We start from the raw sequence: 14,985 nt of genomic DNA on the forward strand, positions 1-14,985 counted from the left end.
CCGGCGCCACACCCGGTCCTCGCCGCGTTCGAGCAGCGCGACCGACCGCAGCGCCCACGTCTCGCGGACCTTGTCCAGCAGCCGCGGCAGCGGGTCGGAGCGGGTCAGCACGGTCCGCGCGAACGACGCCAGCAGCGCCGCCTCCGCCCGGGCCCGCGCGGCCTGCTCGGCGCGCCGCGCCGCCCGGTCGACGACCAGCGCGACGAGCACCCCGACCAGCAGCATCGTCGCGACGGTGAGGACGTTGCCCGGGTCGGCGATGACCAGGGAGTACAGCGGCAGGGAGAGGAAGAAGTTCAGCAGCAGCCCGCCGAGCAGGGCGGCGAGCAGGGCCGGGCCGAGCCCGCCGGCGAGAGCGGCGAGGACGGTGGCGAGGAAGTAGAGGACGACGTCGGTGGACAGGTCCACCCACGGTGACAGGACGACGCCCAGCACCGTCGCGACGGCCGGGCCCGCGACGGCGACGGCCCAGCCGAGCGCCTGGCGGGACGCGGGCAGAGCGGTGCGCAGTCGCGGCAGGCGCAGCGCGCGACCGGCATCACGGTGGGTGACCATGTGCACGTCGATCGGCCCGGACTCCTGCACGACGCGCGCGCCGATGCCCGGGTCGAACACCCGCGCCAGGCGCGAGCGCCGCGACGTGCCGAGCACCACCTGGGTGGCGTTGGTGCCGCGGGCGAAGTCGAGCAGGGCGTCCCCGACCGACTCGCCGACGACGGTGTGGAACGACGCACCGACGCCCTCGGCCATCCGGCGCACCCGGTCGGCGGCGCCGACCTGGCCGCCGGACAGGCCGTCGCCGCGCAGCACGTGCACGGCCATCAGGTCCGCGCCGCCGGACCGTTTCGCGATCCGCGCAGCGCGCCGCAGCACCGTCTCCGACTCCCGTCCACCGGTCAGCGCGACGACGACGCGCTCGCGGGTCTCCCAGATCTCGTCCACCTGCTTCTCGCTGCGGTAGCGGCGCAGCGCGGTGTCCACCTCGTCGGCGATCCACAGCAGGGCCAGCTCGCGCAGCGCGACCAGGTTGGGGACCCGGAAGTAGTGGGCGAGGGCGGCGTCGATCCTCTCCGCGGCGTAGATGTTGCCGTGGGCGAGTCTGCGGCGCAGCGCCTCCGGGGTGATGTCGACGATCTCGATCTGCTCGGCGGCGCGCACGACGTCGTCGGGCACGGTCTCCTGCTGGCGGGCCCCGGTGATCGTCGCGACGACGTCGCCGAGCGACTCCAGGTGCTGCACGTTGACGGTGGAGATGACGTCGATGCCTGCGGCGAGCAGCTCCTGCACGTCCTGCCAGCGCTTGGCGTTGCGCGAGCCGGGCGCGTTGGTGTGGGCCAGCTCGTCGACCAGCGCGACCTGCGGGCGGCGCGCCAGGACGGCGTCGAGGTCCATCTCCTCCAGCCGGGTGCCGTGGTGCTCCACGGCCCGGCGCGGGACGACCTCCAGCCCCTCGAGCAGCGCGGCGGTGCGGTCGCGGCCGTGGGTCTCCGCGACACCGACGACGACGTCGGTGCCGCGCCCGAGGCGGCGGTGGGCCTCGCCGAGCATGGCGAAGGTCTTGCCGACCCCGGGCGCGGCGCCAAGATGGATGCGGAGCTCACCCCTCATCCGGCCATTGTCGGCGTTGCTCACCCGCGCGCGTCCCGCACGGACAGGTTCAGTTCGGTGACGTTCACCCGCGGCTCCCCGAGGAACCCGAGGGTGCGCCCGGACGTCGCGGCGGCGACGAGCTCGCCGACGCGCGCGACGGGCAGCCCGGTGACCCGCGCGACGCGGGGCACCTGCAGGGCCGCGTACTCCGGGCTGATGTCCGGGTCGAGCCCGGACGCCGACGCGGTCACCGCGTCGGCCGGGACCGCCTGCGGCGCGACGCCCTCGCGGGCGGCGATCACCGCGCGGCGCTGCTGCACGGCGGCCAGCAGCCCGTCGTCGAAGCCGCCCTTGTTCGACCCGCCGGAGGTGGCGGTGTCGGCCGGGCCGAGACCGTCCTCGGCCTCCGCCGACGCCGCGGGCCGGGTGTGGAAGAACGGGTCGGCGGCCGGGTCGGGCGCGACCGGGTCGATCCCGATCAGCGACGACCCGGTGCCGCCCGGCAGCACCGAGCCCTCGGCCCGGGCCTCCAGGCCCGGGATCCGGGCGACGCCCCAGATCGCGAGCGGGTAGACGATCCCGCACAGGACCGTCATGACGAGGAGCACGCGCAGACCGGTGGCGGTCTGGCGGCGCAGGGTGGTGAGCATCAGATCCCCGGGACGAGACGGACGAGCAGGTCGATGAACGCGATCCCGGCGAACGGGGTGACGACCCCGCCGAGGCCGTAGACGAGCAGGTTGCGGCGCAGCAGCGACGCCGCCGACGACGGCCGGTACCGCACCCCGCGCAGGGCGAGCGGGATCAGCGCGACGATGACCAGCGCGTTGAAGACGACCGCGGAGAGGATCGCGGACTCGGGCGTCGCCAGGCCCATCACGTTGAGCAGTCCCAGCGACGGGTAGAGCGCGACGAACATCGCGGGCAGGATCGCGAAGTACTTCGCGAGGTCGTTGGCGACGGAGAACGTCGTCAGCGCACCGCGGGTGATGAGCAGCTGCTTGCCGATCTCGACGATCTCGATCAGCTTGGTCGGGTCGGAGTCCAGGTCGACCATGTTCCCGGCCTCCTTAGCGGCGGAGGTGCCGGTGTTCATAGCGACGCCGACGTCGGCCTGGGCGAGCGCGGGCGCATCGTTGGTGCCGTCGCCGGTCATCGCCACCAGCCGGCCGCCCTCCTGCTCACGGCGGATGTAGGCGAGCTTGTCCTCCGGCGTGGCCTCGGCGATGTGGTCGTCGACGCCGGCCTGCGCGGCGATCGCCGCGGCGGTGCGCGGGTTGTCGCCGGTGACCATCACCGTGCGGATACCCATCGCGCGCAGCTCGGCGAAGCGCTCGGCCATGCCGGGCTTGACGACGTCGGACAGCTCGATGACGCCGAGCACGCGGGCACCGCGCCCGTCCGGGGCGTCGGCGGCCGCGACGACCAGCGGGGTCCCCCCGTCGTCGGACACGGTCTCGACGATGCGGTCGACCTCGGCCCGGTCGGCGGCCTGCGCCCACTCCAGGACAGCGGCCGCGGCGCCCTTGCGGACGACCTCGCCGTCGAGGTCGATACCCGACATCCGGGTCTGCGCGGTGAACGGCACGAACTCCGCGACGGCCTCCGCGGCGTCGGCCTCGGGGGCGAGCCCGTGCTCGGACGCGCAGAGCTCGACGATGCTGCGGCCCTCGGGCGTCTGGTCGGCCAGGCTCGACAGCCGGGCCGCGCGGGCGAGCTCGTCGGTCCCGGTGCCGCCCACGCCGTGCAGCGCGGTGGCGCGACGGTTGCCGAAGGTGATGGTGCCGGTCTTGTCGAGCAGCAGCGTGTCGACGTCACCGGCGGCCTCGACGGCGCGGCCGGAGGTGGCGAGCACGTTGCGCTGCACCAGCCGGTCCATGCCGGCGATGCCGATCGCGGACAGCAGCGCGCCGATGGTGGTCGGGATCAGGCAGACCAGCAGCGCGGTGAGCACGAGCAGCGGGACCTGCGTGCCGGCGTAGGCGCTCATCGGGGCGATCGCGACGACCGCGAGCAGAAAGATGATCGTCAGGGCCGAGAGCAGGATCGTCAGGGCGATCTCGTTCGGCGTCTTCTGCCGGGCCGCGCCCTCGACGAGCGCGATCATCCGGTCGACGAAGGACTCCCCGGGCCGGGTGGTGATGCGCACGACGATCCGGTCCGACAGCACCGTGGTGCCGCCGGTGACGGCGCAGCGGTCGCCGCCGGCCTCCCTGATGACGGGCGCGGACTCGCCGGTGATCGCGGACTCGTCGACCGAGGCGATGCCGTGGACGACGTCGCCGTCGCCGGGGATCGTCTCCCCCGCCTCGACGACGACGAGGTCGCCGAGGTGCAGCTGCGCGCAGGGGACCTGTTCCTCGGCGGCGTCGCGGTCGGCGGGAGCGTCGGTGACCAGCCTGCGGGCGACGGTGTCGCGCTGGGTGGCCCGCAGCGAGGCGGCCTGGGCCTTGCCGCGCCCCTCCGCGACGGCCTCGGCGAGGTTGGCGAACAGCACGGTGAACCACAACCAGACCGCGACGAGCACCGCGAACACGCTGGGGTCGACGACGGCGAGCACGGTGACCAGCACCGACCCGACCCAGACGACGAACATCACCGGGTTGCGGGCCTGCACGCGCGGGTCGAGCTTCCGCAGGGCCTCGGGCAGCGCGGCCAGCAGCTGCCCCGGGGCGAAGGCCCCCGCGGCGACGGGCGCCGGCGCCGGGTCGGACGCCTGCGGCCCGGTGGGCCGCTCGTGGGACACGGACACGGTCTCCTCCGGTCGAGGGGTCCCCCCACCGCCGTCTGCTCCGAGGGTCACTTTCGTAGCGCTGTAAGCCACGAAGGTTCCCCTGGGTGCACCGCCGGAGGCGGGCGACGGGGTCGGAGTGGGGGCGGGGGGCGGGGTGGGGCGCCGGCTCACGACAGGGCCTCGGCGATCGGGCCGAGCGCCAGCGCCGGGAAGAACGTCAGCGCCGAGACCAGCAGCACGGTGCCCCCGACGAGCCCGGCGAACAGCAGGCCGTCGGTCGGGAGCGTCCCCGCCCCGGCCGGGACGCGGCGCTGGCGGGCCAGGGCACCCGCCAGCGCGAGGACGGCGAGGATCGGCACGAAGCGCCCGAAGAGCATCGCCATCCCCAGCCCGGCCTGGAAGAAGTCGCTGGTCACGGTGATCCCGGCGAACGCCGAGCCGTTGTTGTTGGCGGCCGAGGCCCAGGCGTAGAGGACCTCGGAGAAGCCGTGCGCCCCGTCGTTGTTCAGGGCGTCGGAGGTGCCCGGCAGGGCGATCGCCAGACCGGCCCCCAGCAGCACGAACGCCGGCATGACCAGGATCGACACCGCGGCGTAGGTGATCTCGCGGCGGCCGAGCTTCTTGCCGAGGTACTCCGGGGTCCGGCCGACCATCAGTCCGGCGAGGAACACCGCGATGACGGCGAGCACGAGCAGGCCGTAGAGGCCCGCTCCGACCCCGCCGGGGGCGACCTCGCCGAGCAGCATGTTCAGCAGCGTCACGCCGCCGGCGGCGCCGGAGTAGCTGTCGTGCATCGAGTTGACCGCGCCGGTGGACGTCCCGGTCGTCGACACCGCGAACAGGACCGAGCCGGGGATGCCGAAGCGCACCTCCTTGCCCTCCAGCGCACCACCTGCGGCGAGCGCGGCGGGGCCGTTGGGGTGGGTCTCGGCGAGCCAGGCGGCGGCGAGCATGAGCGCCCACAGGCCGCCCATGACCGACAGCAGGACGACGCCCTGGCGGACCCGGCCGACCATGACCCCGAAGGTCCGGGTCAGCGCGACCGGGATCACCAGCAGCAGGAAGATCTCCAGCAGGTTCGCGACCGGGCCCGGGTTCTCGAACGGGTGCGCGGAGTTCGCGTTGAAGATCCCGCCGCCGTTGGTGCCGAGTTCCTTGATCGCCTCCTGCGACGCGGCCGGGGCCAGCGGGAGGGTGTGCACCGAGCCGTCCACAGCGGTGATCTCCACCCCGGAGCGCAGAGACTGCACGACGCCGGTCGCGACGAGGGCGACGGCGGCGACGACGGCGACCGGCAGCAGGATCCGGGTGACGCCGCGGGTGAGGTCGACCCAGAAGTTGCCGATGCGGCCGTCGTCGTCGCCGCGGGAGACGAACCCGCGGACCAGCGCGACCGCGACCGCCATGCCGACGGCGGCGGACACGACGTTCTGCACGGTCAGGCCGGCCATCTGCACGGTGTGGCCGAGCACCTGCTCGGGCACGTAGGACTGCCAGTTCGTGTTGGTCACGAACGACACCGCGGTGTTGAACGCCATCGCGGGCGACACCGAGGAGGCGCCGTCGGTGCCGCGGCCGAACCCGAGCGGGAGGAAGGCCTGCAGCCGCTGCATCAGGTAGAGCAGCGCGATCGAGACGAACGAGAAGCCCAGCACACCCGCGGCGTAGGTCGTCCAGCGTTGCGGGGACGCGGCGTCGATCCGGCAGACCCGGTAGACGAACCGCTCGATCCGCCAGTGCCGGGTGTCGGTGTAGACCCGCGCCATCCGGTCGCCCAGCGGCTTCCAGGTCACGGCGAGCAGCGCCACCAGCGCCGCCGCCTGCGCGAGCCCCGCCATCAGAACCGCTCCGGCCGGAGCAGCGCGATCACCAGGTAGACCAGCAGGGCCAGAGCGAGCACACCCCCGGCGATGTTCGCGATCACAGCTTCTCCATCCCGCGCAGGGTGAGCGCGAGGACGGCGAAGGACGCCACCAGCAACGCGGTGTAGGCCAGGTCGGCCACGGGACTCTCCTCGGTCGTGCCCACCCGCCGGCATGTCCGGCGGGCTGCGGGGATCGTGCGCCGCACCAGGGGTCGCGCCCGCGGCGATGACGGCGGATTGACGCCCACCGGGTCGCGCGTTGACGCGTTCTTGACGCCCGGTGGTGGCCATCACGTCCCCCGGACGGGCGGTCGGCCTCAGGAACCCGTCACCACACGCGCGTGACGACGCCAACACCGCGTCAGGGGCCGGGCCGATCCGCTGCCGGGGGCGCACGCTCCCGCGCATGCTGCAGCGCCGCCCCGCCCGTCCGGTCCCGCCGCCCCTGCCGGGCTGCCGGCGACCGCGCTGGTCGCCCACCTCGTCCCGGCGGTTGCGCGGCACAGCGCTGGTTACCCTGCTCGGTGACGGTCCGGGCACCCGCCCGGCCGGCCCGGCGGGGAGGTCTGTGCATGTCGGTGATCGACAACGCGGTCTACGTCGACGGCAAGCGGGCGGCGGCGCCCGACTCCGTCGACAGCGCGGTCGAGGCGCTGCAGGGCTGCCGTGCCGACCACAGCGGCGACGCACCCGCGTTCTGCTGGATCGGCATGCTGCGGCCGGGCGTCGACGAGATCCACCAGGTCGCGGCGGAGTTCGGGCTGCACGCGCTGGCGATCGAGGACACCGTCAACGCCCACCAGCGCCCCAAGCTGGAGCGCTACGGCAGCACCGAGTTCGTGGTGCTGCGCCCGGCCCGCTACGTCGACTCCGACGAGGTCGTCGAGATCGGCGAGGTGCACCTGTTCCTCGGCCCGGACTTCGTCATCACCGTCCGGCACGCCGCCGAGCCGCAGCTCGGCGAGGTCCGCGACCGGCTGGAGGGCGACCCGGACCTGCTCTCGCACGGCCCGATGGCGGTGCTCTACGCGGTGCTGGACCGGGTCGTCGACGACTACTTCCCCGTCCTCGACGGTCTGCAGGACGACATCGACGAGATCGAGGTGCAGGTCTTCCGCGGCGACCCGAACGTGTCACGGCGCATCTACCAGCTGACCCGGCAGGTCATCGCGTTCCAGCGGGCCGTCGAGCCGCTTCAGGAGATCTTCGTCGAGCTGCGGGCCCGGTTCGCCAAGTCCGGCGACGCCCCGGACCTGGAGCTGCGCCGGGCGATGCGCGACGTGATCGACCACGCCACGCGGGTGCGGGAGCGCGTCGAGGGGTTCCGCGACCTGCTCGGCAACATCCTGACGGTCACCTCGACCCTGGTCGCGCAGCGGCAGAACGAGGAGATGACCCGGCTCACCGAGGCGGGCTTCGCGCAGAACGAGCAGATGAAGCGGGTGTCGTCGTGGGCGGCGATCCTGTTCGCGCCGACCCTGATCGCCGGCATCTACGGCATGAACTTCGACGAGATGCCGGAGCTGCACTGGGCGCTGGGCTACCCGATGGCCATCGGGCTGATGCTGCTGCTCGGACTGGGGCTGTACCTGGCGTTCAAGCACAACGACTGGCTCTGAGGGCCGGGCGCCCACCCCCCGTGGACGCCCGGCCCCCGGCTCAGCTGCCGGCTCCGGGCGTGGCCGGTGCCGGGGTCGCCGGCGCCGCGGTCGGCGACGCCTGCGTACTCGGACGGGCCGCCGTGGTCTGCGGGATCGTCACGACCAGCGGCGGCGGGGGCACGGTCACGCACTCCCCCGACGACGGGTCGGTCGTGCGCACACCCTGCGGGTACGGCCCGGGCGCCGGGGCGGTCGAGGTGACCGCGGAGCCGTCGGTGGGGCAGTAGCCGTCATCGACGGCGAGCGGGCGGCCGTTCTCGTCGAACAGAAAGACCCCGGTCAGCGGCCTGCCCTTCGCGTCGAAGGGCCGCACGTCGGACACCGTGTTCCCGTCGAGGGTCAGACCCGGCGGCGGCGAGTACGACGACACGTCGGTGGTGCGGTCCTGCCCCTGGGCCGGCACCCCGGCCACCAGCAGGCCCGCGGCCAGTGCGTTCAGCGGCACCACGGCCCACAGCAGCCGGCGATCGGCCGCACTGCGGCGGCCGAGCAGCACCGACAGCGGCACCGCGGCGACGGCCAGGACGACGGTGATCAGCAGCCCGGCGGACCCGCCCCCGCCGAACACCCATCCGACGAGCCCGGCCGCGACCAGCCCGCGCAGCACCCACCAGCCGGGCTGGAGGGTCAGGACGAACCCGCCGATCCCGCCGTCGGCCCGGGCCCGGGCGATCCGCTCCCGCAGCGCCACCACCGACGGCAGCGCCGCGACCGACGGTTGCCCCGGCCCGTCGGACCACACGGCGAGCACCCCGGCCCCGGCGGCCAGGGCCGCGAGGAACATCGGGAACGACGCCGACGGCCCGACCTGCCACACGGCGGGACCCGCGAGGACCATCAGGCCGGTGGCGCAGAGGAGCGCGGCCACCGCGAACCACGCCCCGCCCGTGCGGGGGCGTTCGGCGGGCGCCTGCGGGGCCGGATAGCCCGCGGCCGCGCGCAGCTCCGCCGCGTAGGCCTCCGGCGTGCCGAGGCGCTCGCGGACCGCGGCCCGGTCGAAGCCGGGGCCCAGCTCGTCGGAGAGGTCGGCGAGGTGGCCCCGCGCGTCCTCGACGATCTCCTCGACCTCCGCCGGGGGCAGGTCGGACAGCGCCTCCCGCAGCCCGAGCAGGTACTCGATGCCGACCGGGTCGCCGATCCGGGTCGTGGCGGCGCCGTCGGGGCCGCCGGTGCCGTCGGTGCTCACGTGCCCACCAGGCCTTCCATCGTGGTGGCGAACGCGCGCCACCGGTCGGTCGTCTCCTGCAGCCGGGTCCGGCCCGGCCCGTTGATCGCGTAGTACTTGCGGTGCGGCCCCTCCTCGCTGGGGACGACGTAGGAGGTCAGCAGGCCCGCACCGTAGAGCCGGCGCAGCGTGCCGTAGACCGACGCGTCCCCCACCTCGCTGAGCCCGGCCGCGCGCAGCGCGCGGACGACCTCGTAGCCGTACCCGTCCTCGCGGTCGAGCACGGCGAGCACCGCGAGGTCGAGCACTCCCTTGAGCAGCTGACTGGTGTCCATCGCACCTCCTTGCGCACCGAAGAGTACTACGCAGTGCGCAGTAGTGCGCGCACCACTGCACCCGGTGCGTGTCAAGGTGCCGCCAGTGGTGGCACCGGCCGCGTCAGGGCGGCGTAGCGGGAGCGGGCACGGACGCGCCCGCAGGGTGACAACGGAGGGGCACGGCGCCCGCACCGGGCGCCCGCCACCAAGGAGTCATCCCGGTGACCCTCGCCGACCTGCTCCCCTCCCTCCGCCCGACGCTGGCCGCCCGCCTCGAGCCGGGCCTGTGGCCGGTCACGACCCGCACGACCTCCGACGGCACCCTGCAGATCGGCGGGGTCGACCTCGCCGGACTCGCCGCCCGCTTCGGCACCCCGGTGCAGGTGCTCGACACCGCCGACGTCCGCGCCCGCTGCCGCGCCTACCGGGCCGCGCTGCCCGACGCCGAGATCGTCTACGCCGGCAAGGCGTTCCTCTGCCGCGGGATGGCCCGCCTGGTCGCCGACGAGGGCTGCTCGGTCGACGCCTGCTCCGGCGGTGAGGTCGCGGTGGCCGCGGCCGGGGGGCTGCCCGGCGACCGGATCGTGCTGCACGGCACCGTCAAGACCGACGAGGACCTCAAGGCGGCGTTCACCGCGGGCGTCGGGCGGATCGTGCTGGACTCGGCGGCGGAGGTCGACCGGATCGCCGCGCTCGCGCCGCACCGGCAGAAGGTGCTGCTGCGGATCAGCCCGGACGTCGACGCCGGCACCCACCCGGGGCTCACGACCGGCACCGCGTCGTCGTGGTTCGGGATGCCGCCCGCCGAGGCGTGCGAGGTCGCCGGACGGGTGCTGGCCCGCCCCGAGCTGGAGCTGGCCGGGCTGCACTGCCACCTCGGCTCGCAGGTGCCGTCGGTGTCGCGCTACGAGCGGGCCGCGGTCCGGATGGTGGGGGTGATCGCGGCGCTGCGTGCGCGGTACGGGATCAGCGTCGCCGAGCTGGACCTGGGCGGCGGGCACGCGGTCGGCTACGCCGAGGGCGAGCCCTGCCTGGACCCGGCGCTCTTCGGCCGGGCCGTGCGGGGCACCCTGGCCCGGGCCTGTGCGGCGCACGGGATCGACGAGCCGCGGCTGCTGGTCGAGCCGGGGCGCGCGGTCGTCGCCCGGGCCGGGGTGACGCTCTACCGGGTCGGCGCGGTGCAGCGCTGCGGCGACGGCCGCACCACCGTGCTGGTCGACGGCGGCATGAGCGACGACCCGCGCCCCGCCCTCTACGGCGCCCGCTACCCGGTCCGGCTCGTCGGGCGCGCCACCCGGGCGCCGCTGGAGACGGTCCGCGTGGCGGGGCGGCACTGCGAGTCCTCCGACGTGATCGCCGACGGCGTCCGGCTGCCCGCCGACGTCGCGCCCGGGGACCTGCTGGCGGTGCCGGTGTCCGGCGCGTACCACGCGTCGATGGCCTCGACCTACAACCAGGTCCCGCGCCCGCCGGTGGTCGCCGTCGCCGCGGGGGCGTCACTGCCGCTGCTGCGCCGCGACACCCCGGAGGACCTGCTGCGACGCGACTGCTCCTGACCCCCGCGCCGCTCAGCGACGCGGCCGCGGCGCCGGCTGGCACCGCGGGCAGGTGAACGACGAGCGGTTCATGAACGCGTCCCGGCGGATCGGGGTGCCGCAGCGACGGCACGCCCGGTCCGCCTGGCCGTAGACGTTCAGGGAGCGGTCGAAGTAGCCCGAGGCGCCGTTGACGTTGACGTACAGCGCGTCGAAGGAGGTCCCGCCCTGGGCGAGCGCCTCGTGCATGACGGTCGTCGCGGCGTCGAGGACGGCGTGACCCTGGGCCCGGGTGAGTTTCTCGGTGGGCCGGGCGCCGTGGAGCCGGGCCCGCCAGAGCGCCTCGTCGGCGTAGATGTTGCCGATCCCGGAGACGACGGTCTGGTCGAGAAGCGCCCGCTTGACCTCGGTGCGACGGCGACGCAGCGCCGCGACGGCGTCGTCGGCCGAGAACGCCGGGTCCATCGGGTCGCGCGCGATGTGCGCGACCGGCTCGGGCACCAGGCCGCCGCCCGCGGCCGCGGCGAGCGGGTGCACCGACAGCCCGCCGAAGGTGCGCTGGTCGACGAAGCGGAGCTCGGGGCCGTCGTCGTCGAACCGGACACGGACCCGCAGGTGCTTCTCGTCGGGCGCGTCCGGGGGCTCCACGAGCATCTGCCCGGACATCCCCAGGTGCGCGAGCAGTGCGTCGTCGCCGGGGCCCGCGGTGTCCAGCTCCAGCCAGAGGTACTTGCCGCGCCGCGCCGCCGCGGACAGCGTGCGACCGGTCAGCCGGCCGGTGAAGTCGTCCGCGCCGGTCGGATGCCGGCGTACCGCGCGCGGATGCAGCACCTCGACGCGGGCGATCCGCCGGTCCAGCACGTGGTCGGCGAGGCCGCGGCGGACGACCTCGACCTCGGGCAGTTCCGGCATCGACGGCTACCGCCCGGAGCCGGCACTCTCGTCGGACAGCGCGTGCCAGGCGATCTCGGCCGCCTTCTGCTCGGCCTCCTTCTTGGTGCGCCCCTCACCGCTGCCGAGGTCACGACCCCCGACGACGGCCGTCGCGGTGAACACCTTCAGGTGGTCCGGGCCCTCCTCGTCGATCCGGTACTCGGGCACGCCGTGCCCGCCGGCGGCGGTGAGCTCCTGCAGGCTGGTCTTCCAGTCCAGGCCCGCACCGAGCAGCGGGGCACTGTGCAGCAGGTCCGCGAACAGCCGGTGGATCAGCTCGCGGGACGGCTCGAGGCCGTGCGCGAGATACACCGCGCCGAGCAGCGCCTCGGTGGCGTCGGCCAGGATGCTGGCCTTCGACCGGCCACCGGTCAGCTCCTCACCGCGCCCCAGGTACAGGTACGCGCCGAGGCCGTGCGGCCCGTCGTCCGGCGTCGGCAACGCCACCGCGACGGTGGCGAGCGCGTGCATGTTGACCACGCTCGCGCGCAGCTTCGCCAGCTGCCCCTCGGGCAGGTCCGGGTGGTCCCGGTAGAGCCGCTCGGTGATCACGATCGACAGCACCGAGTCGCCCAGGAACTCCAGGCGCTCGTTGGTCGGCAGACCGCCGTGCTCGTAGGCGTAGGACCGGTGGGTGAGCGCCAGCGTGAGCAGCGCCTCGTCCAGGTCCACACCGAGTGCGGACAGCAGAGGTGACCGGTCCGTCACCGGACCGGTCACGCTCTTGTCGCCCACTGCTGCGATCAGGCCGGGCTGGTGACCTGACGGCCGTCGTACTGCCCACAGGTCGGGCAGGCGATGTGCTGCAGCTTCGGCTCACGGCAGGCGCGGTTCGAGCAGGCGACCAGGGTCGGCGCAGTGGCCTTCCACTGCGACCGGCGCGCACGCGTGTTCGACCGCGACATCCGGCGCTTGGGAACGGCCATGATGACACTCCTCGGTACTTCGAACGATCAGGTCTGCCCACCGGGGAGCGGGCTCACGTGGAGCCGCCGCTCAGTCGGTGGAGGGCAGACGCTCACGGAGCGCCGCCCAACGAGGATCCAGTGTCTCATGCCCGTGATCCGACGGGAGATCGGCCCACCTCTCGCCGCACTCGACGCACAGACCGGGGCAGTCCTCGCGGCACAGGGGCGCCATCGGGAGCTCGGTGACGATCGCGTCGCGCACGGTCTGGGTGAGGTCGATGCGCTCGTCGACCAGGCGCGGGATCTCGTCGGCGTCGGTGGTCTCCTCGGTGACCGAGTCCGGGTAGGCGAACAGCTCGCCGATCCGGACCTGCACGTCCTCACCGATCGGCTCCAGGCAGCGCGAGCACTCCCCCGCCAGCCGGGCATCGGCCGTGCCGGAGACGTAGACGCCCTCGGTCACCGACTCCAGGGACACGTCGAGCTCGACGTCGGACCCGCCGGGGACGGTGATCACCCCGGTCAGGCCGATCTCGGCGTCGCCCGACGGCGCGGGGACCGTACGGGCCACGGTGCGCTGGTTACCGGGGCGGCGGGCCAGCTCACGGGTGGAGAGGACCCAGGGGTTGTCGTCGGGACGGTTCTGGCTGCGCGCGGTGTTCATCTCGCGGACCAGCGTACGCGGCCCGTTCAGTCGCGTCGTCGCACGTCGAACGCGTCGGCGACCAGGGCGCCCAGCTCCAGGAACGCGTCCGCGGTCGCCGGGCGGAGCCGGGCCGGGTCGACCCGGCCGCCGGTGGCCAGGTGCGGGTCGTGCGGGACCTCGACGACGCCGCGCACCCGCTGGACGAAGTGCTCGCGGATCCGGGCGGCGTCGACCTCGGCGCTGCGCCGGTCGCAGGACAGCACGACCACCGCGTCGCGGACGAGGTCGCCGTGGCCGTGCGCGACCAGCCAGTCCAGCGTCTTGCTGGCCCGGCCCGCGCCGTCGACGGTCGGGGCCCCGACCACGACGACCGAGTCGGCGCGCGCGAGGGTGCCCTGCATCGTGGAGTGCACCATCCCGGTGCCGGAATCGGTGATGATGATGTTGAAGAAGCGGCCCAGGAGGTCGACCACGCGCTCGTACTCGTCGCGGGAGAACGCCTCGCCCGAGGCGGGGTCCTGCTCCGAGGCCAGGACCTGCAGGCGCCCGGCGAGGCTCGTGTAGCGGGACACGTCGGTCCAGGTGCCGACCGAGTCCAGATCGTTCAGCAGCTCGCGGACGGTGATCCGGGAGTCGCCGGTGAGGCGGTCGGCGAGCGTGCCGGCGTCGGGGTTGGCGTCGAGGACGACGGCCCGGTCCCCGCGGTGCTCGGCCAGCGCCTGTCCGAGGCAGGCCGCGACCGTGGTCTTGCCGACGCCGCCCTTCACCGACATGACCGCCACCCGGTGCGCCCCGGCCAGCGGCGCGCGGACCCGGGCCAGCAGCCCGGAGCGGAGCTCCTCGGCGTCGCTCGGGCCGGGGTTCACACGGCCGCCGGTGACGTCGTAGAGCGCGCGCCGCCAGCCGGTGCGCGGCCGGTCGGGCCGCGCGCGCAGCATGGTGTCCTCACGCAGGTCCGCCGCGGCCGCCCCGGGGTTCCCGCGCGGGGCCTCGGAACGTGGGAGCTCGGGACGCGGGACCTCGGGAGCCGGGGGCTGCGCCGGGTTCGTCACAGGGGGTCCTTCCAGCCGGTGCCCGTAGCGTGCCCACCAGGTCGTCGGGTCGGGTTCGGGCCGGCGTGCCATGCGCGGGAGGGTAGTACGGCGGGTGACCTGGATTCCTGCGTCCGGCGTATCCGACCACAGCAACTGCGCGTGGTGAAGCACCTTCTGTCGCAGCAGTACCCGTGATCACCCGGCCGCGCGGGCCGCCTGCCGGGTCGCGCCGGGCGTCTCGCCGAGCACCGCCCGGTAGCGACGGGTGAAGTGGGCCTGGTCGGCGTAGCCGAGATCGGCGGCCAGCCCGGCCAGTGCGGTGCCCGGGTCGGTCCGGAGCACCGCGGCGGCGTGCTGCAGGCGACGGCACTCGATCAGCCACAGCGGGGTCAGTCCGATGTGGCCGCGGACCAGGCGTTCCAGCGTCCGCGGTGCGACACCGACGAGCTCGGCGAGCTGGTCGGCGCGCAGGACGTCGGCGGTCGGTGCGCGCAGGTCGGGGTGCACCGAGGCCAGGCGGCCCTGCTGGTCGATCGCCCCGGTCGGGGCGAAGGTGCCGGTCACCGCGAGCTGGGTGGTGCGCCGGGCTTCCGGGTCG

General features: G+C 74.5%; 15 protein-coding genes. 2 read left to right on the forward strand and 13 right to left on the reverse strand.

Annotation, left to right across the window (positions count from 1 at the left end; genetic code table 11):
* The 5 genes from NH602_RS18075 to kdpF all read right to left on the reverse strand — a co-directional run.
* Positions 1-1,608, reverse strand: a 1,608-nt coding sequence (locus tag NH602_RS18075; protein WP_253068403.1) for a DUF4118 domain-containing protein, incomplete at its 3' end; no start/stop codon positions are given.
* A gap of 20 nt (positions 1,609-1,628) precedes the next feature.
* Positions 1,629-2,240: a potassium-transporting ATPase subunit C gene (locus tag NH602_RS18080; protein ID WP_073578189.1), complete on the reverse strand. Its 612-nt coding sequence runs from the start codon at positions 2,238-2,240 to the stop codon at positions 1,629-1,631.
* Positions 2,240-4,342 (reverse strand): potassium-transporting ATPase subunit KdpB, encoded by a 2,103-nt coding sequence (gene kdpB / locus NH602_RS18085; protein ID WP_374210200.1) that lies wholly within the window; start codon positions 4,340-4,342, stop codon positions 2,240-2,242. Before kdpB ends, NH602_RS18080 begins: the two co-directional genes overlap by 1 nt.
* Before the next feature lie 149 nt (positions 4,343-4,491).
* A complete protein-coding gene (gene kdpA, locus NH602_RS18090; RefSeq protein WP_253068404.1) occupies positions 4,492-6,162 on the reverse strand; it encodes a potassium-transporting ATPase subunit KdpA in 1,671 nt (556 codons plus the stop codon).
* A complete protein-coding gene (gene kdpF, locus NH602_RS18095) occupies positions 6,162-6,248 on the reverse strand; it encodes a K(+)-transporting ATPase subunit F (RefSeq protein ID WP_062400985.1) in 87 nt (28 codons plus the stop codon). Before kdpF ends, kdpA begins: the two co-directional genes overlap by 1 nt.
* Positions 6,249-6,760: 512 nt before the next feature.
* Between kdpF and NH602_RS18100 the strand changes: the two genes are divergently transcribed.
* Positions 6,761-7,807: a magnesium and cobalt transport protein CorA gene (locus tag NH602_RS18100; RefSeq protein ID WP_253068405.1), complete on the forward strand. Its 1,047-nt coding sequence runs from the start codon at positions 6,761-6,763 to the stop codon at positions 7,805-7,807.
* Between the two features lie 40 nt (positions 7,808-7,847).
* Here the strand turns inward: NH602_RS18100 and NH602_RS18105 are convergent, their stop codons facing one another.
* Entirely contained in the window at positions 7,848-9,035 is a 1,188-nt protein-coding gene (locus tag NH602_RS18105) for a hypothetical protein (protein ID WP_253068406.1), read from the reverse strand.
* A complete protein-coding gene (locus NH602_RS18110) occupies positions 9,032-9,349 on the reverse strand; it encodes a PadR family transcriptional regulator (protein ID WP_179760756.1) in 318 nt (105 codons plus the stop codon). Before NH602_RS18110 ends, NH602_RS18105 begins: the two co-directional genes overlap by 4 nt.
* A gap of 203 nt (positions 9,350-9,552) precedes the next feature.
* On the opposite strand from NH602_RS18110, the gene lysA reads away from it, so the two are divergent.
* Entirely contained in the window at positions 9,553-10,887 is a 1,335-nt protein-coding gene (gene lysA / locus NH602_RS18115) for a diaminopimelate decarboxylase (protein ID WP_073578195.1), read from the forward strand.
* Between the two features lie 12 nt (positions 10,888-10,899).
* On the opposite strand, the gene mutM is transcribed toward lysA, so the two are convergent.
* The 6 genes from mutM to NH602_RS18145 all read right to left on the reverse strand — a co-directional run.
* On the reverse strand, positions 10,900-11,778 hold the full coding sequence (gene mutM, locus NH602_RS18120) for a bifunctional DNA-formamidopyrimidine glycosylase/DNA-(apurinic or apyrimidinic site) lyase (protein WP_179760757.1): 879 nt from the start codon (positions 11,776-11,778) through the stop codon (positions 10,900-10,902).
* A 6-nt stretch (positions 11,779-11,784) separates the two neighbouring features.
* Positions 11,785-12,534: a ribonuclease III gene (gene rnc / locus NH602_RS18125; protein ID WP_073578197.1), complete on the reverse strand. Its 750-nt coding sequence runs from the start codon at positions 12,532-12,534 to the stop codon at positions 11,785-11,787.
* An 8-nt stretch (positions 12,535-12,542) separates the two neighbouring features.
* Complete coding sequence (gene rpmF, locus NH602_RS18130) at positions 12,543-12,725, reverse strand: 50S ribosomal protein L32 (protein ID WP_020626225.1); 183 nt, start codon at positions 12,723-12,725, stop codon at positions 12,543-12,545.
* Between the two features lie 70 nt (positions 12,726-12,795).
* Entirely contained in the window at positions 12,796-13,371 is a 576-nt protein-coding gene (locus tag NH602_RS18135) for a DUF177 domain-containing protein (protein ID WP_062400972.1), read from the reverse strand.
* A 26-nt stretch (positions 13,372-13,397) separates the two neighbouring features.
* Positions 13,398-14,477, reverse strand: a complete 1,080-nt coding sequence (locus NH602_RS18140; RefSeq protein WP_246352663.1) for a MinD/ParA family protein — start codon at positions 14,475-14,477, stop codon at positions 13,398-13,400.
* Positions 14,478-14,582: 105 nt separating this feature from the next.
* Positions 14,583-14,985, reverse strand: a 403-nt coding sequence (locus tag NH602_RS18145; protein ID WP_253068407.1) for a helix-turn-helix domain-containing protein, incomplete at its 5' end; no start/stop codon positions are given.

The sequence above is a fragment of the Pseudonocardia sp. McavD-2-B genome (genome assembly GCF_024124365.1).
In the GTDB taxonomy this organism is placed as follows: domain Bacteria; phylum Actinomycetota; class Actinomycetes; order Mycobacteriales; family Pseudonocardiaceae; genus Pseudonocardia; species Pseudonocardia alni.